Annotated in this window: 22 protein-coding genes and 1 tRNA gene; 12 read left to right on the top strand and 11 right to left on the bottom strand. The window is 72.8% G+C overall.

What is annotated here, in order from left to right; all coding sequences use genetic code 11:
- Together TR46_RS35530 and TR46_RS35525 are read right to left on the bottom strand one after the other, a co-directional pair.
- On the bottom strand, positions 1-835 hold an 835-nt coding region (locus TR46_RS35530), incomplete at its 3' end, for a ParB-like helix-turn-helix domain-containing protein (RefSeq protein ID WP_052433392.1).
- Positions 832-1,968, bottom strand: a complete 1,137-nt coding sequence (locus TR46_RS35525) for a ParA family protein (RefSeq protein ID WP_084719222.1) — start codon at positions 1,966-1,968, stop codon at positions 832-834. The genes TR46_RS35530 and TR46_RS35525, both read right to left, overlap by 4 nt.
- Before the next feature lie 121 nt (positions 1,969-2,089).
- Here TR46_RS35525 and TR46_RS35520 point away from each other — a divergent pair, with 121 nt between their 5' ends.
- The 4 genes from TR46_RS35520 to TR46_RS35505 all read left to right on the top strand — a co-directional run bounded on the left by TR46_RS35520 (position 2,090) and on the right by TR46_RS35505 (position 6,188).
- Entirely contained in the window at positions 2,090-2,587 is a 498-nt protein-coding gene (locus tag TR46_RS35520) for a peptidylprolyl isomerase (protein WP_042410729.1), read from the top strand.
- Between the two features lie 196 nt (positions 2,588-2,783).
- Complete coding sequence (locus tag TR46_RS35515) at positions 2,784-4,112, top strand: helix-turn-helix domain-containing protein (RefSeq protein ID WP_042410726.1); 1,329 nt, start codon at positions 2,784-2,786, stop codon at positions 4,110-4,112.
- A 154-nt stretch (positions 4,113-4,266) separates the two neighbouring features.
- On the top strand, positions 4,267-5,790 hold the full coding sequence (gene adh / locus TR46_RS35510) for an aldehyde dehydrogenase (RefSeq protein ID WP_042410724.1): 1,524 nt from the start codon (positions 4,267-4,269) through the stop codon (positions 5,788-5,790).
- 2 nt (positions 5,791-5,792) lie between these two features.
- Positions 5,793-6,188, top strand: a complete 396-nt coding sequence (locus TR46_RS35505) for a DUF779 domain-containing protein (RefSeq protein ID WP_042410721.1) — start codon at positions 5,793-5,795, stop codon at positions 6,186-6,188.
- Between the two features lie 63 nt (positions 6,189-6,251).
- On the opposite strand, the gene TR46_RS35500 is transcribed toward TR46_RS35505, so the two are convergent.
- Entirely contained in the window at positions 6,252-7,175 is a 924-nt protein-coding gene (locus tag TR46_RS35500) for an LLM class F420-dependent oxidoreductase (protein ID WP_042410719.1), read from the bottom strand.
- A gap of 247 nt (positions 7,176-7,422) precedes the next feature.
- Here TR46_RS35500 and TR46_RS35495 point away from each other — a divergent pair, with 247 nt between their 5' ends.
- From TR46_RS35495 to TR46_RS35485, 3 genes are all read left to right on the top strand, one after another.
- Positions 7,423-8,439: a GNAT family protein gene (locus TR46_RS35495; RefSeq protein ID WP_052433391.1), complete on the top strand. Its 1,017-nt coding sequence runs from the start codon at positions 7,423-7,425 to the stop codon at positions 8,437-8,439.
- Positions 8,440-8,660: 221 nt separating this feature from the next.
- Positions 8,661-9,086 (top strand): OsmC family protein, encoded by a 426-nt coding sequence (locus TR46_RS35490; RefSeq protein ID WP_042410717.1) that lies wholly within the window; start codon positions 8,661-8,663, stop codon positions 9,084-9,086.
- Positions 9,087-9,409: 323 nt separating this feature from the next.
- Positions 9,410-11,164, top strand: coding sequence for a putative bifunctional diguanylate cyclase/phosphodiesterase (locus tag TR46_RS35485; RefSeq protein WP_042410715.1), 1,755 nt, complete (start codon positions 9,410-9,412; stop codon positions 11,162-11,164).
- Between the two features lie 48 nt (positions 11,165-11,212).
- Here the strand turns inward: TR46_RS35485 and TR46_RS35480 are convergent, their stop codons facing one another.
- From TR46_RS35480 to TR46_RS35465, 4 genes are read right to left on the bottom strand one after another with little or no spacing between them, the layout of a single operon-like run.
- Complete coding sequence (locus TR46_RS35480; protein ID WP_304941316.1) at positions 11,213-11,881, bottom strand: response regulator transcription factor; 669 nt, start codon at positions 11,879-11,881, stop codon at positions 11,213-11,215.
- Positions 11,878-13,068, bottom strand: coding sequence for a sensor histidine kinase (locus TR46_RS35475; protein WP_052433390.1), 1,191 nt, complete (start codon positions 13,066-13,068; stop codon positions 11,878-11,880). The genes TR46_RS35480 and TR46_RS35475 overlap by 4 nt, the downstream gene beginning before the upstream one ends.
- Positions 13,065-13,955, bottom strand: coding sequence for an ABC transporter permease (locus TR46_RS35470; RefSeq protein WP_084719220.1), 891 nt, complete (start codon positions 13,953-13,955; stop codon positions 13,065-13,067). Before TR46_RS35470 ends, TR46_RS35475 begins: the two co-directional genes overlap by 4 nt.
- On the bottom strand, positions 13,952-14,830 hold the full coding sequence (locus tag TR46_RS35465; RefSeq protein WP_042410712.1) for an ABC transporter ATP-binding protein: 879 nt from the start codon (positions 14,828-14,830) through the stop codon (positions 13,952-13,954). The genes TR46_RS35470 and TR46_RS35465 overlap by 4 nt, the downstream gene beginning before the upstream one ends.
- A 32-nt stretch (positions 14,831-14,862) precedes the next feature.
- Between TR46_RS35465 and TR46_RS35460 the strand changes: the two genes are divergently transcribed.
- Positions 14,863-16,476 (top strand): phytoene desaturase family protein, encoded by a 1,614-nt coding sequence (locus TR46_RS35460; protein ID WP_084719219.1) that lies wholly within the window; start codon positions 14,863-14,865, stop codon positions 16,474-16,476.
- A 26-nt stretch (positions 16,477-16,502) separates the two neighbouring features.
- Here TR46_RS35460 and TR46_RS35455 read toward each other — a convergent pair whose 3' ends face one another.
- Complete coding sequence (locus TR46_RS35455; protein WP_042410709.1) at positions 16,503-17,468, bottom strand: serine protein kinase RIO; 966 nt, start codon at positions 17,466-17,468, stop codon at positions 16,503-16,505.
- Between the two features lie 235 nt (positions 17,469-17,703).
- Complete coding sequence (locus tag TR46_RS35450) at positions 17,704-18,615, bottom strand: sigma-70 family RNA polymerase sigma factor (protein ID WP_042410707.1); 912 nt, start codon at positions 18,613-18,615, stop codon at positions 17,704-17,706.
- 90 nt (positions 18,616-18,705) lie between these two features.
- Between TR46_RS35450 and TR46_RS35445 the strand changes: the two genes are divergently transcribed.
- Positions 18,706-19,815, top strand: a complete 1,110-nt coding sequence (locus TR46_RS35445) for an alkene reductase (RefSeq protein WP_042410704.1) — start codon at positions 18,706-18,708, stop codon at positions 19,813-19,815.
- Positions 19,816-19,876: 61 nt separating this feature from the next.
- Here the strand turns inward: TR46_RS35445 and TR46_RS35440 are convergent.
- Positions 19,877-19,950: transfer RNA gene (locus TR46_RS35440), tRNA-Lys, on the bottom strand.
- A 112-nt stretch (positions 19,951-20,062) separates the two neighbouring features.
- Between TR46_RS35440 and TR46_RS35435 the strand changes: the two genes are divergently transcribed.
- The 3 genes from TR46_RS35435 to TR46_RS35425 all read left to right on the top strand — a co-directional run bounded on the left by TR46_RS35435 (position 20,063) and on the right by TR46_RS35425 (position 21,531).
- Complete coding sequence (locus TR46_RS35435) at positions 20,063-20,389, top strand: chorismate mutase (protein WP_042410702.1); 327 nt, start codon at positions 20,063-20,065, stop codon at positions 20,387-20,389.
- Between the two features lie 69 nt (positions 20,390-20,458).
- A complete protein-coding gene (locus TR46_RS42910; RefSeq protein WP_161790262.1) occupies positions 20,459-21,004 on the top strand; it encodes a hypothetical protein in 546 nt (181 codons plus the stop codon).
- A gap of 134 nt (positions 21,005-21,138) precedes the next feature.
- Positions 21,139-21,531, top strand: a complete 393-nt coding sequence (locus TR46_RS35425) for a YkvA family protein (protein WP_201776480.1) — start codon at positions 21,139-21,141, stop codon at positions 21,529-21,531.
- Here TR46_RS35425 and TR46_RS42905 read toward each other — a convergent pair.
- Positions 21,522-22,113, bottom strand: a 592-nt coding sequence (locus TR46_RS42905; protein ID WP_042410699.1) for a hypothetical protein, incomplete at its 5' end; no start/stop codon positions are given. The genes TR46_RS35425 and TR46_RS42905 overlap by 10 nt on opposite strands.

The following is a 22,113-nucleotide window of genomic DNA, read 5'->3' as shown; positions in this document are numbered from 1 at the left end:
ACCGGGAGCGGGGGGGGTGGGCGGCCCGGACCGCCGCGACGGCGGACCGGGCGGCCTGCCGCTCGGCGCGCTGCAGTTCGGCGCGCGCCGACTCCGCGCGCCAGGCGGCCACCTGCTCGGCCAGCGGCACCCGGGCCAGCCGGCGGGCGTCCCGGACCGCCAGATCACCGGCCCGGAGCCGGGACTGCAGCTCCGGGGCCAGCTCCAGCAGCGCCCGGCGCTGCGAGATCCAGCCCGGGCTGCGGTTCAGCCGCCGCGCCGCGGCGACCCCGCTGCCGTCGCAGGCGGTGACCATGGCCTCCACCGCCCGGGCCTCCTCCAGCACGTCGAAGTCCCTGCGGTCGATGTTCTCCTGGATGGACGCGGCCAGCAGCGTCTCGCGGGAGGCGGCCACCTCGTCCTTGACGCTGATCTCCAGGGTGTCCCGGCCGAACCGCACCGCGGCCGCGTAGCGGCGGCAGCCGTTGACCACGACATGGCGGACCGCGGGCCCGAGGATCGGCTCGTCCTCGGGCCAGATCCGCAGGTACGCCTCCCTGCTGACGGCCAGACAGGCCTGCAGCTGCAGTTCGGCGATGGAGCGGAGGTCCTCCAGGTCGCCCAGGTCCTCGCGGGGGTTGCGCGGGTTGGGGGCGAGCCGCTCCAACGGCACGGCGCCGGTAACCGGGCCGCCTCCCACCACGCCGCCGACCACGCCGCCGGGGGCGGTCGGTGGTGCGTCCATCGCGGCGTCCGTCTCCGTCACCGCGTCGTCGATCAGGCGGCGGCGGGTGCTGCGGGGGCGGGAGGCGGCCTCGAAGGAGCCCGAGCCGCCGAGCCGTTCCGATGCCCTCATCCCAGCCTCCTGGCCAAGTCGCGGAAGAGCTGCGCCTGTTCGCTGCCCGGCGCGTAGCTGAGCAGCGGGCGCCGCAGCCGTACCGCCTCGCGCTGCTCCTTGCGGTCCGGCAGCACCGCCAGCACCGGCGGCGTGCCCAGCGACTGCCATTTCTCCAGCGAGGAGGTGGCGATGTAGCCGCGGCGGGAGTCGTAGAGGTTGACCACCAGGCCGAGCTGCGCGAGCCGGATGCCGAGGTCCGCGCGCAGGTCCTCGATCTGGTCCATCAGCATGGTGAAGGCGGTCGCCGAGGCGTCCTCCGCCTGCACCGGGATCAGCACGCCGGAGTGGGCCGCCGGTTCGCCGTCCCGGGTGCGGGAGTAGGCGATGGCGGCGTCCATGCCGAGGCCGAGGCTGGGCGGGCAGTCCACCACCACGGTGTCGAACTCGTGCTCCACCGAGGCGAGCGCGCGCTCCAGGGAGTTCTCCCGGCTGCGCACCCTGGACAGCCGTACGTCCAGCAGGAACGCGTCCATGCAGGCCGGGAGCAGCACGAGTTCGCCACTGAAGCCGCAGTCCAGCGGGGTCAGCAGAGCGGCCAGTCCGCCCTCGGCGTCACCGGCCATGTGCGAGGAGAGGCTCTTCCGCTCGTCCTCGATCACCGGGACGCCGAGCTGCTGGCTGAGGTGGCCCTGCGGGTCGTAGTCCACCAGCAGCACCCGCTCGCCGCGTTCGGCCAGTGCCTGGGCGACGCCGCTGCTGACGGCGGTCTTGCCGACGCCGCCCTTCTGGTTGCACACCACGATCCGGCGGGCGGCCCGTACCGGCCGTCTGGCCCGGGGGACCGGTGGCACCGGGTTGGCGTCGAACCACAGCCGGGCCGCCTCGGGCAGGGCCCGCGCGGTGGTCAGCCCGCGTGCCTCGCACTCCGCCCGGAACGCCTGCTCCACCCGCGCGCCGGGCTGGGCCGGCACCCCGCACCAGGCCGCGACCGCGTCCCGTACCGCGCGCCAGGGTTCGATGCCGTGCTGGGCCGCGCGGACCATCAGGTCCTTGCGCAGTTGTGCGGGGAGGCGTTCGGTCGCCCTGGTCCAGGTCTCGGCTCCGGTTCCGTCGTCCTGCTCTGCTAGCGCTGTCCGTTGAGCTGTCTCCATGGCCGTACCATAGGCGGCTTATTTCCGCAAATGTACGATTCAATGCCGGTCTGCGCGACGCGTCGTCCCCTTCCGGCGTCCGAATTGGCCGGTCGCCGCCTGAAAATGTCAGGATGCTGGCATGACGATCCAGGCATTCTTTGACATCACCATCGACGACGCGCCCGCCGGGCGGATCACCTTCAACCTGTACGACGACGTCGTGCCGAAGACCGTGGAGAACTTCCGCGCGCTGGCGACCGGCGAGAACGGCTTCGGCTACAAGGGCTCGTCGTTCCACCGCGTCATCCCCGCCTTCATGCTCCAGGGCGGCGACTTCACCCGGGGCGACGGCACCGGCGGCAAGAGCATCTACGGCGAGAAGTTCGCGGACGAGAACTTCCAGCTGAAGCACACCAAGCCGGGCCTGCTGTCGATGGCCAACGCCGGCCCCAACACCAACGGCTCGCAGTTCTTCATCACCACCATCGTGACCGACTGGCTCGACGGCAAGCACGTGGTCTTCGGCGAGGTCGCCGACCAGCAGAGCATGGACCTGGTCACCAAGATCGAGGGCTACGGCTCGCAGAGCGGCCGCACCAAGGCGAAGATCACCATCGCCGACGCCGGCGTGCTCTGACCCGACCCGGTCCTCCCGACCCGGCTCTCCCAGCTCTCCCTTGAACGGGGGTGCGCCCGCGGGCGCACCCCCGTTGCTTTTGACTCCGGTTGCGCCGCAGGCATTGCGGCGGCACCGGGGCGGAGACAGTATCCGACTGAGGGCTGCGGCCACGGCTGCGGCCCGGCCCGGGGCGAGCGCTGAGCGGTGGGAGCGGATGGGCGGCAACGGCTGGCTGGCACAGGTCGGTGACGACCCGAGGCGGCGGGCGCGGGAGATCGCGCACGCGCACTCGGCGTTCGTCGCCGCCCCCGACCGTGCTCCGGCCGCCGTCGGCGCGGGCGCGGGGGTGCGCGAACTGGTGGCCCAGTCCTGGCGGCGCTCCTCCGACGCCAGGGTCGCCCAGGACGCCGAGGCCCCGGTCACCCTCACCGACGCCGACCTGCTCGCCTATCGCGCGGCGCACCCGCTGTCGCGGGTGATCGGAGTGCTGCGGCAGATCGTCGGCACCGCCGCCGAGGACGGCCGGCACCTGATGGCGGTCTCGGACGCGGCCGGCCGGCTGCTCTGGGTCGAGGGGAACCGCGCCGCCAGGGCCCGGGCCGCCAGGATCAACTTCGTCGAGGGCGCGCTCTGGGACGAGGCCCACGCGGGCACCAACGCCCCGGGGACGGCGCTGGCGCTCGACCACGAGGTGCAGATCTTCGCGACCGAGCACTTCCGGCAGACGGTGCAGGCCTGGACCTGCGCCGCGGCCCCGATCCACGACCCGGCTACCGGGCGCATCCTCGGCGTGGTCGACCTCACCGGCGGCGACGCCGTCGCCAACCCCTACAGCCTGGCCCTGGTCCGGGTCGCCGCCCGGGCCTGCGAGGAGGCGCTGTGGCTGCCGCCGCGGGCGGGGGACCCGCTGGGAGTGGCCGGGCCGCTCCGGCCGGCTGCTCCCACGACCCCGATCCGGCTGCAGGCGCTGGACCGCTGCGAGGGGACGCTGCGCCTGGCCGACGACCGGACAGTACGGCTGACCCGTCGTCACACCGAACTGCTGATCATGCTGACGTTGCATCAGGACGGTTTGACCGGCGACCAGTTGGCTGGTCTGCTGCACAGCGGTGAGGCCACCGGCAGCCCGACCACGCTGCGGGTCGAGCTGACCAGGCTCCGCCGGATCGTCGGCGAACTGCTCGACTCCCGTCCCTACCGGCTCACCGCGCCTGTGCAGGCGGACTACCTGGACACCGCCGCCGCTCTGCGCCGGGGCGACCTCGCCGCCGCGGTGGCCGGCTACCCGGGACCGCTGCTGCCCAGTTCGGAGGCGCCCGGGGTGGTCGCCCAACGGCGCTGGCTGGACACCCAGTTGCGGGCCTCGGTGCTGGCCGACGGAGATCCCGGCACCATCCGGGCCTGGGCCGACGGCAGCGGCTTCAACGACCTGCAGGTGTGGGAGCGGCTGGCCGCCGTCGCCCGGCGCGGCTCCCCGCAGCGGGCGGTGGCGCTGGCCCGGGCCCGGGAGCTGCGGGAGGAGTACGGGCTGCGGTCCTACTGAGGGGACGTTCCGGAGCCGTGGCGAGCGGGCGCCGCCCCGTGCAACGTCCAGGCAACGTCCGCGGGGCTAGCGTGCGCGGCAGAACCGCACCACGGCAGCCGTCCAACGAGGGGCGGCCGGCACGGGTGCGGAGCCTGACGGAGGTCCCATCACCATGGCCCGTATCGCTGCGCCGGGCGAGTCCGGCGCGAAGATGAACTACCGGTCGCGCTACGACCACTGGATCGGCGGGGAGTTCGTCCCCCCGGTACGGGGGCAGTACTTCGAGAACCCCACCCCGGTGACCGGCCAGACCTTCTGCGAGATCGCCCGCGGCACCGCCGAGGACGTCGAGGCCGCACTGGACGCCGCACACGCGGCCGCACCGGCCTGGGGCCGGACGTCCGCCGGCGACCGGGCGAACATCCTGAACCGGATCGCCGACCGGATGGAGCAGAACCTCGAAGCCCTCGCCGCCGCCGAGAGCTGGGAGAACGGCAAGCCGATCCGCGAGAGCACGGCCGCCGACATCCCGCTCGCCATCGACCACTTCCGCTACTTCGCCGGCGCGATCCGGGCCCAGGAGGGCTCGCTCTCGGAGATCGACGAGGACACCGTCGCGTACCACTTCCACGAGCCGCTGGGCGTGGTCGCGCAGATCATCCCGTGGAACTTCCCGATCCTGATGGCCACCTGGAAGCTGGCCCCGGCGCTGGCCGCCGGGAACGCCGTGGTCATCAAGCCGGCCGAGCAGACCCCGGCGTCCATCCACTTCTGGATGAGCCTGGTCGCCGACCTGCTGCCGCCGGGCGTGGTCAACATCGTCAACGGTTTCGGCGTGGAGGCCGGGAAGCCGCTGGCGTCCAGCGCCAGGGTCGCCAAGGTCGCCTTCACCGGGGAGACCACGACCGGGCGGCTGATCATGCAGTACGCCAGCGAGAACATCAGGCCGGTCACCCTGGAGCTGGGCGGCAAGAGCCCCAACATCTTCTTCGACGACGTGAGTTCGGCCCGCGACGACTTCCTGGACAAGGCCCTGGAAGGCTTCACCATGTTCGCGCTGAACCAGGGCGAGGTCTGCACCTGCCCCTCGCGTGCGCTGATCCAGGAGGGGCACTACAGCGAGTTCCTGGACGCCGCGGTGGAGCGCACCCGGGCCATCGTCCAGGGGCACCCGTTCGACACCGACACCATGATCGGCGCCCAGGCCTCCAACGACCAGCTGGAGAAGATCCTCTCCTACCTGGACATCGGCCAGCAGGAGGGTGCCAAGATCCTGATCGGCGGCTCCCGGGCCGACCTGGGCGGGGAGTTGGCCGGCGGCTACTACGTGGAGCCGACCATCTTCGAGGGCAGCAACTCGATGCGGATCTTCCAGGAGGAGATCTTCGGCCCGGTGGTCTCGGTGACGCCGTTCTCCACCTTCGACGACGCCGTCAGGATCGCCAACGACACCCTGTACGGGCTCGGCGCGGGCGTGTGGACCCGGGACACCGCCACCGCCTACCGGGCGGGGCGGGCGATCCAGGCCGGACGGGTGTGGACCAACTGCTACCACGCCTACCCCGCGCACGCGGCCTTCGGCGGCTACAAGGGCTCCGGCATCGGGCGGGAGAACCACAAGATGATGCTGGACCACTATCAGCAGACGAAGAACCTGCTGGTCAGCTACTCGCCCAAGAAGCTCGGGTTCTTCTAGCCATGTCCGGTACCCCAGCAGTCTCCAGGGTCGCCGTCACCGCCGCGGCGGAGGAGGTGCTGCGCAGGCTGTACGCGGTCAACGGCCCGCTGATGTTCCACCAGTCGGGCGGCTGCTGCGACGGCAGCTCGCCGATGTGCTACATCGAGGGCGAGTTCCGCACCGGCGCGTCCGACGTGCTGATGGCCTCGCTGCCGATCGCCGAGGTGCCCGAACCGGTCACCTTCTGGATGTCCAAGGACCAGTTCGAGCGCTGGCGGCACACCCACCTCACCGTGGACGTGGTCCCCGGGCGCGGCGGCGGGTTCTCGCTGGAGGCGCCGGAGGGCGTCCGCTTCCTGATCCGCTCACGGCTGCTGACGCCCGAGGAGACGAAGGCGCTGGACAGCAGCGAGTGAGCCACCGTACGGCCGGGTCCGCTGTCAGGGGCGGATTCCGGCCGTACGGTACCCGTGTGCGCCTCAGCCGAGCTGCGGGGCGACCTGATCGGCGATCAGCTCCAGCTGGTCCAGGTCGTGCAGGTCCAGGACCTGGAAGTAGAAGCGGCTGCTGCCGGTCTCGGCGTACCGGCCGATCCGGTCCACCACCTCGGCCGGGCTCCCGGCCAGGCCGTTGGCCCTGAGCTCGTCGACCTGTCGGCCGATCGCGGCCGCGCGCCGGGCCACCTCGGCGTCGTCCCTGCCGACGCAGGCCACCAGCGCGTTGGAGTACACCATGTCGTCGGCCGCGCGCCCGCGCGCCTCGCAGGCGGCCCGGACCCGGCCGATCTGGGTGCGGGTGTCCTCGACGGAGGCGAAGGGGATGTTGAACTCGGTGGCGTAGCGCGCCGCCAGGGCCGGCAGTCGGGTCGGCCCCATGCCGCCGACCAGCAGCGGAACCCGCTCCTGCACCGGCTTGGGCAGCGCGGGGGAGTCCTTGAGCTGGTAGTGGGTCCCGTCGAAGTCGAAGGTGTCGCCGACCTTGGTCTCCCACAGCCCGGTGACGATCGCCAGCTGCTCCTCGAAGCGGTCGGTCCGCTTGGCCGGGAACGGGATGCCGTACGCGGTGTGCTCCTGCTCGTACCAGGCCGCGCCCAGGCCCAGCTCGACCCGGCCGCCGCTCATCGCATCCACCTGGGCGACCTGGATGGCCAGCACCCCGGGCAGCCGGAAGGTGCCGGCCGTCATCAGCGTGCCGAGCCGGATCCGCTCGGTGTCCCTGGCCAGTCCGGCCAGGGTGATCCAGGCGTCGGTGGGGCCGGGCAGGCCGTCCACGTCGCCCATCTTCAGGTAGTGGTCGGAGCGGAAGAAGGCGTCGAAGCCCAGCTGCTCGGCGGCGCGGGCGACCGCCAGCAGCGTGTCGTAGGAGGCCCCCTGCTGGGGCTCGGTGAAGATGCGGAGGTCCATGGGGACCATCCTGCCCCAGGCGGCGGGTGGGACCGGCGGGACGACGCGGTGGAATGGTGCGCAACTCGTCCGGCGCATCCGGCTGTTGTGCGGAAGGCCGGTTTCTTGACGGTTCCTATGCACCTACCCGGGTGTTCTGTCAGGCGACCGGGAGGAAGAGTGACCGGTCTCACAACCTGATCACTCTGTCGCGGGGCCGGGTCGAGGCGCATTCTGTGGAGACCATGGCGGACCAGGGAGGCTGCGCGTGAGCGCGAAGCTCGAACAGATACGGATCGTGCGACTCGCCGAGGCGGACCCCGGCGACGCGGAGATCGCGGGCTGGCACCGGGTCCGGGCGGCGGCCGCCGCCGAGGCCGGTTCCGACGCCCCCGATCGCGATCTCGCCGCGACCGCGGCGGTGCTGCGGGACCCGCGGCCGTCGGAGCCCGTGGTCCGCTGGCTGGCCTGGGACGGGGACACCGCCGTCGGCCTGGCCTGGGTGCGGCTGCACCAGGCCGAGGGCAGGCGGCATGTCGCCAACTTCCGGATCGCCCTGCCCGACGGCCGCCACGGCGAGGGCATCGCCGAAGCGCTGCTCGACGAGGTCAGGGCGGTGGCGCTGGCGGACGGCCGGAGCCGTCTGCTGGCCGGCGTCGCGGTCGACTCGGCGGGGGAGGGGTTCCTGGTCGACGCGGGGTTCACGCTGGGCGCGGACTTTCAGCGGATGCGGCTGCGGGTCGCCGACTGCGACCGGGAGGGGCTGCGCGCCACGGTGAAGGCCGCCAGCGAGGGGTACAGCCTGGTGCGCTGGCAGGGGGTGCCGCCGGGCGACCTGATCGGCCCGTTCGCGGTGACCCGCGAGGCGATGAACGACATGCCGGTGAACACGCTGGACCTCGGCCGGATCAGCTGGGACGAGGACCGGGTCCGGGCCAACGTCAGGGACGCCGCGACCCGGGGCCGGACGCTGCTCACCGTCGCCGCGCTGGGGCTGGACGAGGGGGGCGCCGAGGTCGTCGCCGGGTTCAGCGAGATCGTCCTGGAGGGCGGGGGGAGCTCCGGCGCTCGGCAGTCCGACACGGTGGTGCTCCGGGAGCACCGCGGGCGAGGCCTCGGCCTGTGGGTGAAGGCGGCGATGCTGGAGTGGCTGATCGGCGCGCACCCGGAGATCGAGGAGGTGGTGACGGAGTGTCTGGTCACCAACACCCACATGATCGCCATCAACGAGCAGCTGGGCTTTCGGTCCGTCCAGGGTGAGCGCTACTACCAGTTGGGCTTGTGACGGTTGTTCGGCTGCGGACCGTAGTCGGCTTGTCGCGCAGTTCCCCGCGCCCCCAGCTGATCGCAAGCGGGCCAGTTGCAGACCCCCAGGGGCGCGGGGCTGTGCTGATTCAACCGCGTGCGCGACAAGCCGTGCACACGCCGCAGCCAAGACACAACGTCCGGGCGGTCTCCGGCTAGGGTGGGTCCGCATCCCCCCGCAACGATCGCAGGAGGTATCTCGTGGCAACCAAACGCCTCGCCACCACGGCTTGGGAAGGCTCGCTGCTGGAGGGCAAGGGAGTCGTCTCCCTGGACACCTCCGGGGTCGGCGAGTTCCCGGTGACCTGGGCCTCGCGGGCCGAGACGGCGAACGGGAAGACCAGCCCGGAGGAGCTCATCGCCGCTGCCCACTCCAGCTGCTTCTCGATGGCGCTGTCGCACGGCCTGACCGGCGCCGGCACCCCGCCGACCCGGCTTGAGACCTCGGCCGAGGTGACCTTCCAGCCGGGGACCGGGATCACCGGGATCCATCTGACGGTCAAGGGCACCGTGCCCGGTCTGGACGAGGCCGACTTCGTCAAGGCGGCCGAGGACGCCAAGGCCAACTGCCCGGTCAGCCAGGCGCTTTCGGGCACCACGATCACGCTGACGGCGGGTCTGGCCTGATCCGGCCGGATTCGGCCCGTCGCCCGGTGCCCCCGACCGCTCAGGTCGGGGGCACCGGCGCGTTCGGACGGCCTCGCGCCGCCGCCCCACCTCCTGCGCTGTCCCCGCAGGAGTGAATCGGACCGGGAATGCTGGGCCAGGCCGCCCCCTCCCACTTATGATCACTGGTGGTTGACCGCGTAGGGTTCGCCCGCGCTGATCGAGTACATCGGGACGGGAGAGTTGTGCCAGGCCCGAGCGGTGGCGGCGACGAGGGGGGCGGCGACGCAGCGGACGGCAGCAGTACAGGCAGGGGGGCAGGCAACGGGACGGAGGCGGAGGCCGTGGACCTCGTCGAGGCGCTGCACGCCAGCGAGACCCGCTTTCGCGCTGCGTTCACCGACGCCGGCATCGGCATGGCCCTGGTCGACGCCGAGGACCGGATCATCGAGGCCAACCCGGCCCTGGCCGAGATGCTGGGCCACTCCGTCCCGGACCTGATCCGGCGCCACATCCATGACCTGCTGGAGGTCGAGGAGGAGGCCCGCCGGGTCTACCTCGAACTGCTGCGCGGTGAACGGGACCGGATCCGGCTGGAGAAGCGGCTCAAGCACCGCGGCGGCCACGCCGTGTGGACCAATGTCACCATCTCGCTGATCCGCGACGCCGACGGCCGCCCCCAGTACACGCTGGCCATGGTGGAGGACGTCTCCGAGGCCCGGCGGCTCGGCGACCGGCTGCACTACCAGGCCGTGCACGACCCGCTGACCATGCTGCCGAACCGTTCGCTCTTCTTCGACCGGCTGGCCGGCGCCTTCGCCGAGGCCGACCAGCGGATCGGTCTGTGCTACCTGGACCTGGACGGCTTCGCCGCCATCAACGACACCCTGGGCCACCATGTCGGCGACGACCTGCTGGTTGCCGTGGCCGAGCGGCTCGAACAGCGGTTCGCCGCCCGTGGCCATCTGGTGGCCAGGATGGGCGGCGACGAGTTCGCCGTGCTGGTGCCGCGCAGCGCCGGTCCCGAGGAGCTGACCGCGCTGGCGGAGGAGGTGGTGTCGCTGCTCTCGGCCCCCTACGACCTGGCCGGGCAGCGGGTGGTCGCCACCGCCAGCGTGGGCGTGGTCGAGCGTCCGGTGCCCGGCACCACCCCGACCGACCTGGTCCGGGACGCCGACGCCACGCTCAGCTGGGCCAAGAGCGACGGCCGGGCCCGCTGGGCGTTCTACGACCCCGACCGGATCGCCAACCAGACCACCCGTCAGCTGCTGGCCACCACCATGCTGCCGGCGCTGGAGCGCGGCGAGTTCCTGGTGGAGTACCAGCCGCTGGTCTCGCTCCAGGGCGAACCCGGGGCCGACGCCGCGCTGACCGGGGTCGAAGCCCTGGTGCGCTGGCAGCACCCGGAGTTCGGCAAGCTCTCGCCGGATCGTTTCATCGGCATCGCCGAGGAGACCGGCGCCATCGTCCCGCTGGGGCGCTGGGTGCTGGAGACCGCCTGCGCCGAGGGGCGCGCTTGGCTGGACCGCTTCCCCGGCAGCGAACTGTTCGTCAGCGTCAACCTGGCGGCACGTCAGTTCTGGGACTCGGACGTGGTCGCCGACGTCGCGGAGATCCTCGGCAGCACCCGGTTCCCGGCCCGGCTCCTGCAGTTGGAGCTCACCGAGAGCGCGGTGATGGGCCCCGCCGGACGGCCGCTGGAGGCGCTGCACGCGCTGGCCGCGATGGGGGTGCGCATCGCCATCGACGACTTCGGCACCGGCTACTCCAACCTCGCCTACCTCAGCCGGCTGCCGGTGCACGTCCTGAAGCTGGACGGCAGCTTCCTGGAGGGCTTCCAGGAAGGCGCCACCGAGGCCACCGCGGCGGTGGCGGGCCCGGCCAGGTACGCCCGCAGGCAGGCAGCGGACGAGCAGATCGTGCTGGCCCTGGTGCAGTTGGCGCACGCGCTGGGGCTGACGGTCACGGCCGAGGGCGTGGAGAGCGCGCTGCAGGCGGACCGGCTGCGGGCGGCCGGCTGCGACACGGCGCAGGGCTGGCACTTCGGGCGGGCGATGGCGCCCGAGGCGATCCTGGCGCTGCTGACGCCCGATCAGTGACGCCTGCCGGGCCGGAGCCTCGCGAGGTGGCTGCGGTCAGGGCTGCGGTCAGGGCTGCGGAAGCAGGCCCAGGCGCATCGCGGCGGTGACCGCCGCGGTCCGGTCGTCCACGTCCAGCTTGGTGAAAACCCTGATCAGGTGGGTCTTCACGGTCGCCTCGCCGATGAACAGCGCGCGTCCGATGTCGGCGTTGGTGCGGCCCTGCGCGACCAGGCCCAGCACCTGGGTCTCCCGCGCCGTCAGCAGCACGGCAGGGGCCGGCGCCGGGGCGGGGGTGCGCACCCGGTTCAGCAGGGTGGCGGCCGCGGCCGGGGCCAGTACCGTCTCCCCGCGCGCGGCGGCCCGCACCGCGTCGGCGAGCTCGCGCCGCGGGGTGTCCTTCAGCAGGTAGCCGGTGGCCCCGGCCTCCACCGCCCGCAGGATGTCGGCGTCGGTGTCGTAGGTGGTCAGGATCAGCACCTTCACCCGGGGCTGCTCCCGGCTGAGCCGCGCGGTCGCGGTGGCGCCGTCGGTGCCGGGCATCCGCAGGTCCATCAGCACCACGTCCGGCCGAAGCTCGGCGGCCAGCGCACAGGCCTCGTCGCCGTCGGCGGCCTCGCCGACCACCTCCAGGTCGTCCTCGGCGGCCAGCATGCCGCTGAGCCCGGCCCGTACCACCGGGTGGTCGTCGGCCAGCAGCAGCCTGATGCGCACCGGCTCGGCCTCGTTCGTGCTCACGGGATCTCCACTCGGACCGTGGTGCCCTCCCCGGGGGCACTCATGATCTCCAGTGTGCCGTGCACCTGCTCCACCCGCGCCCGCATTCCGCGCAGCCCGTACGATCCCTCCGGCGCGTCCGCGACCGGTTTGAAGCCGCGGCCGTCGTCGACCACCTCCAGCAGCACGCCGACCGGGCGGTAGGTCAGCCGTACGTCGGCGCTGCCGGCGGCGGCGTGCTTGCGGACGTTGGACAGCGCCTCCTGGGCCGCGCGCAGCAGCACCACCTGGACGTCGGCGGGCAGCTCGCGCGGGGGGCCGAGCACCCTGGCCGCGACCGGCAGCCCCAGCTCGTCGGCGGTGCGGGCGCAGACCCGCTCCAGCGCCAGGTCCAGCGGCATGCCCTGGAGCGGGGCCGGGGCCAGCGCGGCGACCAGGGCGCGGGCCTCGGCGAGGTTGTCCCGGGCGGTGGCCTCGGCCAGGGCCAGCCGCTCCCGGGTGGCGACCGGGTCCTTCTCCACGGTGGCGTCGGCGGCCTGAATCAGCATCAGCAGGCTGGTGAAGCCCTGGGCGAGGGTGTCGTGGATCTCGTGCGACAGCCGCTGCCGCTCGGCCAGCACCCCGGCGGTGCGGTGCGCGTCGTCGAGGTCGGCGCGGACCGTCTCCAGCTCCCTGATCAGCACCCCGCGGCGTTCCGCCTCGCGCATCATGATCTGGGTGAAGGTCCCCAGCAGCAGGGTGATCAGCAGCGCCAGCACGACATCGACCAGGGCCGTCGCGACGTCGTGCTGGTGCGCGCTCACCAGGACCGAGCCCACCGCCAGCGCCGCCACCGCCGGGTAGCGGATCCGGCGGTCCCGCAGGCAGCCGAGCAGCTGCGGGAACACGCCGTAGAGGATGGTCAGGCCGTTGGCCTCCAGATAGCCCAGGGCCAGCGTGGCGGGGAAGGCGACCGCCAGATAGGCGATGCCCTGGCCCCGGTCCTGCTTCAGCGCCGGGACCAGGAAGACCAGGTAGGCCAGGGCGACCACGCCGAGGATCGCGTAGGGGATCCAGGAGGTCCCGTCGCCGTAGAAGTTCAGGGCCATCACGGCGATCAGGAAGGCGAAGGCGGCGTGCCACATCAGGAACACCCGGCCGGCCCAGCTGTCGTCGACGGCGGTGGCCGCGGCGGTCTCCGTGTCCTCGGTGCACTCGGTTCCGCTCATCCGTCCTTGCGCCCCTTCCACCGGAACGTCCTCAGGCAGAGCAGCAGTCCCGCCACCGCCCAGGCGCCGAGCACCAAGGCTATCCGCCCGTGCTCCCAGCTCCCGGCCGGTTCGGCGGCGGCGTAGGCCTGCGGCAGCAGGGCCGAGCGCATCCCCTGGCAGAGCCACTTCAGCGGGAAGAAGGACGCGAACACCTGCAGGCCCTCGGGCAGCTGGCTGAAGACGATGAAGACCCCGGAGACGAACTGCAGCACCGTCATCGGCAGCATCACCACCGCGCCGGAGTCGGCGCTGCGGATCAGGTTGCTGTAGGCGATGCCCAGCAGGGTGCAGGAGGTGACGCCGAGCAGGTAGACCCAGCCGAAGGTGAGCCAGTGTGCGGCGTCCCCGGGCAGCCGCACGCCGAAGAACAGCCGGCCGACGGCGAGCAGCACCGCGGTCTGCCCCAGGCTGGACGCCAGCACCATGACGGTCTTGCCGATGAAGTAGGAGCTCTTCGGCAGCGGGGTGCCGCGCAACCGCTTCAGCATGCCGAGGTGGCGCTCCCCGGCGATCTGCAGCGACAGGCTCTGCAGGCTGGAGCCCATGATGCCGACGCCGATCATGCCGGTGGTGAAGATCTGCGGGGTGGTCACCCCGGTGGCGGTGTCCTTCGCGTTGAAGATGGTGGACAGGAGCAGCAGCATCACCACCGGCATCGAGAAGGTGAAGAACATCTGCATCCTGCTGCGGAAGAACTGCTTGGTCTCCAGCGCGCCCCGGGCGAGTCCCACCCGCAGCGCGAACACGGCCGGCGACCCGGCGGTCCGCCGGGTGCCGGGCCGTGGCCCGGCGCGGTCGGGGGCGCGGTCGCTGTCGGCGGCCGGGGTGCTGGTGGCGACGGTCATGACGGGGTCCCCTCGTTCTCGATCATGCGCAGGTAGATGGACTCCAGGCTGGGCCGGACGACCGTCAGCTCCGGTATCCCGCCGCCGAAGCGGGCGGCCAGCTCCAGCACGGTGCGGGTCGGGTCGGCGCTCTCCAGCCGGTGCGGACCGTCCGCGTCGCGCCAGCCGACCAGCGCCTTGGCGTGGCGGCGGCCGCCGAGTCCGGCCGGGGTGTCGACGTCGACCAGCCGGCCCCGGTTGATCACGCCCACCCGGTCCGCCAACTGCTCGGCCTCGTCCAGGTAGTGGGTGGTCAGCAGGATGGTGGTGCCGCTCGCGCGCAGCTCCTGGACCAGGTCCCAGAACTGCCGGCGCACCTCGGGGTCGAAGCCCGTGGTGGGTTCATCCAGGAACAGCAGTTCGGGGTTGCCGAGGATGCCGAGGCCGACGTCCAGTCGGCGGCGCTGGCCGCCGGAGAGCAGCCCGGTGCGGCTGCGGCGCTTCTCGGTGAGACCGACGGCGGCCAGTACCTCGTCCACCGGGCGCGGGGCGCGGTAGTAGCCGGCGAAGTTGGCCAGCACCTCCTCGACCGACAGCAGGTCGAAGCCGCCGGCCTCCTGCAGCACGATCCCGATCCGCTGCCGCCAGTCGGCGTCGGCCCGGCCCGGGTCGGTGCCCAGCACGGACAGTTCGCCGGTGCCGCCGTCGCGCTCGCGGAAGCCCTCGAAGATCTCGGTGGCGGTGGTCTTGCCGGCGCCGTTGGGGCCCAGCAGGGCGAAGATCTCGCCAGTGCGGACGTCCAGGTCGACGCCGTCCAGGGCGGCGACGCTGCGGCGGTCGCCGTCCTGGTAGGTCTTGCGGAGCCCTCGGGCCCTGATCGCGGTTTCTGTCGGCATGACCCCAGACTCCCGCCGGGGGCCGGTCCGGCATGAGCGGCGAACGGTGGAACGCGGCCGTCCACCGTTCGGTGGACGGCGAGCGGACGGCGAGTGGTGGTGAGACGGCGAGTGGTGGACGGCGAGTGGTGGTCCGCGGTGCGGCGGCGTGGTTGGCTGCCGGTGTGCGCAATTCACCGACGTCCCGCTCCGACGGCACCGCCGCCGTCATCGGCAGCGGCCCCAACGGCCTGGCGGCGGCCGTGGTGCTGGCCCGGGCCGGGCTCCAGGTGACCGTCTACGAGGCGGCCGAGCAGTACGGCGGCGGTATGCGCACCGTCCCGCTGTTCGAGCCGGACACCGTCCATGACATCTGCTCGGCCGGGCACCCGATGGCGGCCGCGTCACCCTTCTTCCAGGCCTTCGACCTGCCCGCGCACGGGGTCCGGCTGCTCACCCCGGCGCTCTCCTACGCCCATCCGCTGGCCGGCGGCCGGGCCGCCCTGGCCTGGCGCGACCTGGCCGCCACCGCGGACGGGCTGGGCGCGGACGGCCCCGCCTGGACCCGGCTGATGGCGCCGCTGATGGAGCACAGCCGCGAACTGGTCGCGCTGATGCTGTCCGACCTGCGCCGGCCGCCCGCCGATCCGGCGCTCGCCCTGCTGCTGGCCCCGAGGATGCTGCGGCACGGCACCGCGCTGGCGCGGCTGCAGTTCCGCGAGGAGCCGGCCGGCGCGCTGCTGTCCGGGGTGGCCGCCCATGCCTTCGGGCGGCTGCCCAGCCTCACCGGCGGCGCCATCGCGCTGCTGCTCGGGCATCTGGCCCACACCAGCGGCTGGCCGGTCCCCGAGGGCGGCAGCGCGGCAATCGGCCGGGCCCTGGCCGACGACCTCACCGCGCACGGCGGGAAGATCCACACCGGGGTCCGGATCGACGACCTGCGCGAGGTGCGTCCGGCCCGGATCGTCCTCGCCGACCTGGGCCCGCGCGAGTTCCTCCGGATCGCCGGCGCCGGCCTGCCCCCGCGCTACGCCGCCGCGCTGTCCGCCTTCCGCTACGGCCCGGCCGCCGCCAAGACCGACTTCCTGCTGTCCGAACGGGTTCCCTGGACCCACCCCGAGCTGGCCCGGGCCGGGACGGTCCACCTCGGCGGCACCAGGGCCGAGGTCTTCGCCCAGGAGACCCGCAACGCCCGCGGGCTCCCCTCGGACCGCCCGTTCGTCCTGGTCATGGACCCGGTCGCGGCCGACCCCGGCCGGGGCCGCCCCGGCCACTACCCGCTCTGGGCCTACGCCCATGTCCCGCACGGCAGCCCGGCCGACGCGAGTGCGGCGATCATCGCCGGGATCGAGGAGCACGCCCCCGGCTTCCGCGACACCATCGTGGCCCAGCGATCGCTCAGCGCACCGCAGTTGGAGCAGTACAACGCCAACTACGCAGGCGGCGACATCGGCGCGGGAGCGGTGACGATGCGTCAGAGCCTGCTCCGCCCGGTCCCCCGCCGGGACCCCTACCGGACCCCGCTCCCGGGCGTCTACCTCTGCTCCGCCTCCACCCCGCCGGGTCCCGGCGTCCACGGCATGTCCGGCTACCTCGCCGCCCGCTCGGCCCTGCGCCGGGAGTCGGGTATCAGCATCCCCAGGCTCCCGGCACCGCAGTCGGCATGATCGCCTGTCGGTACGGCCTGGCGTCGTCAGTCCAGCCTGGCGTCGAAGGCCAGCGCACGGGCCAACTCCTCGACGCGTCCCTCGGGCAGTCCGCGGGCGGTGAACCAGGCGCCGACGTTGCGGACGTCGCGCTCCAGGAAGGAGCGGCCGCGGGGGTTGGCGATGACGTCGACGATCTGCGGGACGTCGATGACCACCAGGCGGCCCTCGTGCACCAGGAGGTTGTAGGCGGACAGGTCGCCGTGCGCGTAGCCGGCCCTGGCGAACAGCGAGAGATTCACCGTCAGTTGCTCCCACAGGTCGTCCAGATCGGCCTCCTCGCTGCGGAGTTGGGCCAGTCGGGGAGCGGCGGTGCCGGAGCGGTCGCCGATGAACTCCATCAGGATCTCGGTGCCGGTGATCTGCACCGGGTACGGCACCGACACGCCCGAGGACCACAGTCGGCACAGCGCCGAGAACTCGGCGTTGGCCCACTGGCCGGCGATGGCCTGTTTGCCGAAGTCGGTGCGCTTGGCCATGGCACGGCTGATCCGGGACTCCTTGTGGGAGCGGCCCTCCAGATATCCGGAGTCGCGGTGGAACATCCGGTGCTGCCCGTCGCGGTAGCGCTTGGCGGCCAGCAGGGTGCTGCGGTGGGTGCCGGGGACCCCGCGTTCCAGCAGGAAGACGTCGCCCTCCTTGCCGGTCTTGACGATGCCCAGCTCGGTGTCGACGGCGCCCAGCTCGGTCACCACCCAGTCGGGGCGGGGCTCGGGACCCTTCTCGGTCGGGGTGGACTGGTCCCAGGTGCTCCAACGGTCGCCCTCGGGCGGTCCGTCGGTGGCGAACGCGGTGGAGGTGGAGTCGGTCGGGCCGAAGTCGCCGGCGGCGAATTCGGCGAAGGCGAGGTCGAGGTATCCGTCGTACTCGGACTCCGCGCCGCTGCGGGCGCGCTTGCCGCCCTTGGGACGCAGAGGGCTGAAGGACTCGCTGTCGGAAAAGCGGTCACGCACTGGAGAAGCTCCTGTGGGGTGGGCCCACCGGAGCGAGTGGTCAGCTCAGGCGGCGGGCGGGTGACGGGAAGAGGGGTGAAGAGGCGTCTGGCGCGCAGGCGTGAGCGCGCCGCGTGATGGCGGCAACCACGGAGACGCACCTCCTCTCTCGTCACGACCGGAGCTGCCTCGCGGACAGCCCGGGTACTGCAGGAACCCGATCACCCTAGCGACTCCACGGCGCAGCGCAACCGATTTATGCAGCGTCCTCGGCGTCCGCTGCGGGGTCCAGGACGGCCAGGTCGAGCGCCCGCAGCCGGGCCGGGGCGGCGATCACCTCGTAGCCGGTGATCCGCCCGTCCTCGACGGTGAAGACCAGCGCTCCCCAGAGCCGTCCGCCCGGCGCCACCACCGCACCCACCTGTCCGTTCACCAGCGCGGTGGTGGCGGTCGCGGCCCGGGGCCCGAAGGCGGCGACGCCCTTCAGCACCTCGTCCAGGCCGTGGGCGGCGGTCGCGGCGCCGACCGGTACGGCGGCCGGGTCGGAGCGGCGTACGACGTCCGGGGCCAGCACCGCGACCAGGGCGCCCAGGTCGCCTCCGCGCGAGGCGGCGAGGAAGGCCTCGACGATCTGCCGGTTGGCGTCGAGTTCGGCGCGGGGGAGGACCGGAGCGCCGTGGACCCGCTGCCGGGCGCGGCTGGCGAGCTTCTTGGCGGCGGTCGGCGAGCGGTCGACCACGGCGGCGATCCGGTCGAACGGGACGGCGAACAGGTCGTGCAGCACAAAGGCGATCCGCTCGGCGGGGCCCAGCCGGTCCAGCACCACAAGCAGTGCGCGCCCGACCGAGTCGACCAGCAGCGCCTGCTGCTCGGGGTCGGCCTGCTCGCCGTCCTCCCGGAGCTCGTCGGACACCTGCCGCCCGACCGGGTCCTCACGTCGCGCCGCGCGGGAGCGCAGCAGGTCCAGGCAGATCCGCGAGACGACGGTGGTCAGCCAGGCGGCGAGGTTGTCGACCCTGTCAGCGTCGACCCGGCCCAGCCGCAGCCAAGCCTCCTGGACCGCGTCCTCGGCCTCGCCCGCCGAGCCGAGCATCCGCTGGGCGACCGCCCGCAACCGGGGGCGTTCAGCCTCGAACCGCTGTGCCAGCGCATCGCGCCCGTCGTCCATCGGTCACCTTTCTCCGCAGCACCCCGTCGACCCTACGACGGACCCGACGGGGCCGAAGTGACCGAACTGCTGTGACGACGAGGAGTGACCATGACCACGACCCAGGAGACCGGGCTGGACCAGCCGCTGCTGCGGGAGCTGGAGTTGGGCGACCTCCGGCTGCCCAACCGAGTGGTGATGGCCCCGCTCACCCGGGCCCGCGCGGAGAATCCCGGGCTGGTGCCGAACGGGCTGAACGCCGCCTACTACGGCCAGCGGGCCGCTGCCGGACTGATCATCAGCGAGGGGACCTGGGTCAGCCCCCGGGCGATCGGCTTCGTCAACGTCCCCGGGATCTGGACCGAGGCGCAGGTCGCCGGATGGCGGCTGGTCACTGCGGCGGTGCACGCCCGGGGCGGCCGGATCGTGCAGCAGCTCTGGCACACCGGCGCGGTGTCGCACCCCGACCACCACGGCGGCGCGCTGCCGGCCGGGCCCTCGGCGGTGAACCCGCACGAGATGTCCTTCACCGCCGACGGCCCCAAGGCCACGCTCACCCCCAGGGAGATGACCTCGGCGGAGATCGAGGAGACCGTTGACGACTTCCGCACCGCTGCGGCCAACGCCCGTCGGGCCGGATTCGACGGGGTCGAGATCGGTGCCCCGGGCACCGCCCTGGTCCCGCAGTTCCTCAACCCGCGGCTGAACCTTCGCACCGACCGCTACGGGGGGGACCGGGCCGGCCGGCGCCGACTGCTCCTGGAGATCGTCGACGCGGTCGCCGAGCCCTGGGACGGCCGCCGGGTCGGTGTCCGGCTCTCCCCGCACTGGACCTCCGGCGACCGCTTCACCGCCGACGAGGGCGTCCTCGCCGACTACGACGAACTGGTCTCCGAACTGAACCGGCACCCGGTGGCCTATCTGCACCTGCGCGGTCCCGGCCCGGCCGCTCCGGGCGCCGCGCCCGACCTCGCCCCGTTCACCCGCTACCGGTCGCGCTTCGACGGCCCGCTGATCGTCAATCACGGCTTCGACCGCGCGTCCGCGAACACCGCCGTCGAGACCGGCACCGCCGACGCGGTGTCCTTCGGCGCGCACTTCATCGCCAACCCGGACCTGGTTACCCGGTTCGCCGTGGGCCGTGAGCTCGCGGTGGGGGATCCGGCCACCTACTACTCCGGCGGCAGCCGCGGCTACGCCGACTACCCCGTGAGCGGGTGAGTGCCCGGAAACGACACCGGGGTCCAGCTCCGAAGAGCTGGACCCCAGGTCCTGCAAGCTGTGCGCCGCCAGGGACTCGAACCCCGGACCCGCTGATTAAGAGTCAGCTGCTCTAACCAACTGAGCTAGCGGCGCGTGCCGACCGGAACGACTTTACATGATCCGGCCGGAAACGCCGAATCGGTATCCTCGGTGGCGCGGGAGCACCCGCTTCCGACAGATCCGCACGTCACCCACGGGGGAACGAATGACCGAGAGCCGTGCCGCCGAGTCCGCCGAGGCGGTGGACGCACACGCCCTGGCAGAGCTGACCCGTCTGCGGGGGAGCATCGACAACATCGACGCCGCGATCGTCCATATGCTCGCCGAGCGCTTCAAGTGCACCCAGGAGGTCGGCCGGCTCAAGGCCGAGTACCGGCTGCCTCCGGCCGATCCGGGGCGCGAGCGTGAGCAGATCGAGCGGCTGCGGGGGCTCGCCGAGGACGCCAGGCTGGATCCGGCCTTCGCCGAGAAGTTCCTGAACTTCATCATCGCCGAGGTCATCCGCCATCACACCACCATCGCCCGGTCCTAGCGGGTGGCCGGCTGACCCGCTCGGACGAACCCGTGTCGCCGCCGGTCCAGTGCTGCCGCAGGCTGGACCGTGTCCGACGACATCGAGGTCGACATCGAGGTGAGGAGCCGGCCGATGGCCGAGCAGCGTGGAATCCGGGCGGCGGCCGGGGCCGGGGCGGCGGTCGTGCTCGCGGGAGCGGTGCTGACCGGCTGCGGCAGCAACGGGGCGGCGTCCTCGGCGGTGTCGGCGGCGCGGTCCGCCGCGCAGAACGCGGCGTCCGGTCTGGCGTCCAGCGCGCGGGACGCGCTGGCCTCGGCCTCGGCGGCGGCGTCCTCCGCACTGGCGCGGGTCAAGAACGGGGTCGACGCCAAGGCGGACGTCACCCTGGGCACCCCGTCCCCGGGCTCGGACGGGAGGACGGCGGTCGAGGTGACCGCCAAGAACACCGACTCCGGCGCCCACGACTTCACCGTGACCGTCAACTTCCGTGACAGCGGCGGGAACCTGGTGGACGCCTCGGTGGTCACCATCGACAACGTGGCGGCCGGCGGGACCGGCACCGGGACGGTGCACAGCAACCGCGACCTCGGCGGGACGGTCAAGGCGGAGGTCGGCGCGGCATTGCGGCACTGAGGCGGCACTGGGGCAGCACCGGGACGGTTCGGGGACACACCCGGTGCAGTGCCGGTACGGAGCGGGGCGGTGTTCCCCGCGGCAGCGGGTAGGTGCAGCGGCAGCAACCCCGCTCCTGCCGCTGCGAGGGATCCATGAAGAAGGCCGCTGCACTGCCCGTCGCCGAGCGACGGCGACTGGACCGGATGTCCGTGGGGCGGTCCGCCTGGGGGCTGTACCGGGAGACCCGACGGCCGGGCGCGCCCGGACTGGTCCGTCGCCTGCTCGCGGCTCCGCTGCTGGTCGCCGATGTCGTCCTCGGCCGCTACCGGGGCCTGACGCGGAGTCGGCTGTTCGGGTTCTTCCTGCTGACGGCCGTCTATGTGATCAGCCCCATCGACGCCATACCCGACTTCATACCGGTGATCGGCTGGGGCGACGACACCCTGGTGGTGCTCTGGTTCATGAACGGCCTGGTGCGCGAGTCGGGACGCTACGTCACCTGGAAGCGGGCCGGCCGCCCGGCCCTGATGCCCGCTCAGAAGTGACGTTTCGGCAGACTCGGCCGCCGGCCGTCCCGCACGGTCAGCACGGCGGCGCCGACCAGCGCGCCCAGGCCCAGCAGGTCGGCCGCCCCCCAGACCGCGGCGGGCAGCTCCAGCTGGGCCCTGCTGCCCAGCAGCGGACGGAGCGGCCCGTCGCCCGGCACGTACACCATGGTCTCCGGGGTGCCGTCGGGCGCGGGGCAGGAGCCGCCGGAGCGCAGTTCCTCGATGTCGCCCTCCGGAGTGGTCACCGAGCACTGGTAGTACGTGGTGCCGTGGCTGCCGGTCTCCAGTTCCTGCGAGTCGATCCAGCCCTGGCCCTGGGTGCCCAGCACCAGCATGCAGGCCTGGGCGGCCCAGAACGAGCCGAGCACCAGCAGCACGGAACCGGCCAGGTACAGCCGCGGCACCGGGCGCGGCGGCTGTGCCTTCCGGTAGACGGCGCCGCGCAGCAGCACCAGGTAGCAGACGATCAGCGCGACCGCGCCGAGCACGGCGCCGACGCCCAGGTCCAGCGCGGCCAGACCGGTGGTGGTGACCACGGCGGTCAGCAGGGTCACGCCCCAGGCCGGGATCGCGCCGGCG

Origin of the sequence: Streptacidiphilus carbonis (assembly GCF_000787775.1) — a bacterium.
Taxonomy (GTDB): domain Bacteria; phylum Actinomycetota; class Actinomycetes; order Streptomycetales; family Streptomycetaceae; genus Streptacidiphilus; species Streptacidiphilus carbonis.
The sequence above is the reverse complement of the archived record's forward strand: the minus strand, read 5'-3'. Positions and strand labels throughout refer to the sequence as shown.

What these genes read in the sequence shown, in the direction of transcription:
- TR46_RS35525 (WP_084719222.1), bottom strand. Translation starts at nt 1,968, where the DNA reads ATGGAGACAGCTCAACGGACAGCGCTAGCAGAGCAGGACGACGGAACC.
- TR46_RS35520 (WP_042410729.1), top strand. Translation starts at nt 2,090, where the DNA reads ATGACGATCCAGGCATTCTTTGACATCACCATCGACGACGCGCCCGCC.
- TR46_RS35515 (WP_042410726.1), top strand. Translation starts at nt 2,784, where the DNA reads ATGGGCGGCAACGGCTGGCTGGCACAGGTCGGTGACGACCCGAGGCGG.
- adh (WP_042410724.1), top strand. Translation starts at nt 4,267, where the DNA reads ATGGCCCGTATCGCTGCGCCGGGCGAGTCCGGCGCGAAGATGAACTAC.
- TR46_RS35505 (WP_042410721.1), top strand. Translation starts at nt 5,793, where the DNA reads ATGTCCGGTACCCCAGCAGTCTCCAGGGTCGCCGTCACCGCCGCGGCG.
- TR46_RS35500 (WP_042410719.1), bottom strand. Translation starts at nt 7,175, where the DNA reads ATGGACCTCCGCATCTTCACCGAGCCCCAGCAGGGGGCCTCCTACGAC.
- TR46_RS35475 (WP_052433390.1), bottom strand. Translation starts at nt 13,068, where the DNA reads ATGAGCGGAACCGAGTGCACCGAGGACACGGAGACCGCCGCGGCCACC.
- TR46_RS35470 (WP_084719220.1), bottom strand. Translation starts at nt 13,955, where the DNA reads ATGACCGTCGCCACCAGCACCCCGGCCGCCGACAGCGACCGCGCCCCC.
- TR46_RS35465 (WP_042410712.1), bottom strand. Translation starts at nt 14,830, where the DNA reads ATGCCGACAGAAACCGCGATCAGGGCCCGAGGGCTCCGCAAGACCTAC.
- TR46_RS35460 (WP_084719219.1), top strand. Translation starts at nt 14,863, where the DNA reads ATGAGCGGCGAACGGTGGAACGCGGCCGTCCACCGTTCGGTGGACGGC.
- TR46_RS35450 (WP_042410707.1), bottom strand. Translation starts at nt 18,615, where the DNA reads ATGGACGACGGGCGCGATGCGCTGGCACAGCGGTTCGAGGCTGAACGC.
- TR46_RS35445 (WP_042410704.1), top strand. Translation starts at nt 18,706, where the DNA reads ATGACCACGACCCAGGAGACCGGGCTGGACCAGCCGCTGCTGCGGGAG.
- TR46_RS35435 (WP_042410702.1), top strand. Translation starts at nt 20,063, where the DNA reads ATGACCGAGAGCCGTGCCGCCGAGTCCGCCGAGGCGGTGGACGCACAC.
- TR46_RS35425 (WP_201776480.1), top strand. Translation starts at nt 21,139, where the DNA reads ATGAAGAAGGCCGCTGCACTGCCCGTCGCCGAGCGACGGCGACTGGAC.